This window comes from Ideonella sp. P3_A4 (assembly GCF_056403075.1).
On sequence record NZ_JBFUGE010001366.1, the window covers coordinates 1 to 547 of the forward strand.

Genomic DNA, 547 nt, shown 5'->3' on the forward strand with positions numbered 1-547 from the left:
GCCGCTGGCCGCCTTGTATGCCGGGCTGGCCGCACTCCATCGTCGCTGGCAACGCCGAACGGCCCCCGTCACCTTGGGCCGCCCCGTCATCGTGGTTGGCAACCTGGTGGTCGGCGGCGCCGGCAAGACACCCACTGTGATCGCGCTGATCGGCTGGCTACGGCAACAAGGCTGGCAACCCGGTGTGGTCTCGCGCGGCTATGGCAGGGATGACGATCAAGCCGTTGTTGATGTGGACGGCAACTCGAACGCGCACCAGGTGGGTGACGAGCCGCTGTTGATTCACCGCCGCACCGGCGTCCCGTTGGTGGTGGGCCGTGATCGTGTGGCCGCCGCGCAGGCACTGCTGGCTAAGCATCCCGAGGTCGACATCCTGCTGTCGGACGACGGACTGCAGCATCACCGCCTGCCACGTGACGTCGAGGTGGTGGTGTTCGATGGGCGAGGTGCCGGCAATGGTCTGACTCTGCCTGCAGGCCCGTTGCGGCAACCGCTGCCGCGGTCCCTGCCACCGCACATGGTGGTGCTGTACAACGCGCCCCAGCCG

General features: G+C 68.0%; 1 protein-coding gene. It reads left to right on the plus strand.

Going from position 1 to position 547, the window contains the following annotated elements:
• A partial coding sequence (gene lpxK / locus AC1DYI_RS38035; RefSeq protein WP_477209214.1) for a tetraacyldisaccharide 4'-kinase occupies positions 1-547 on the plus strand: 547 nt, incomplete at both ends.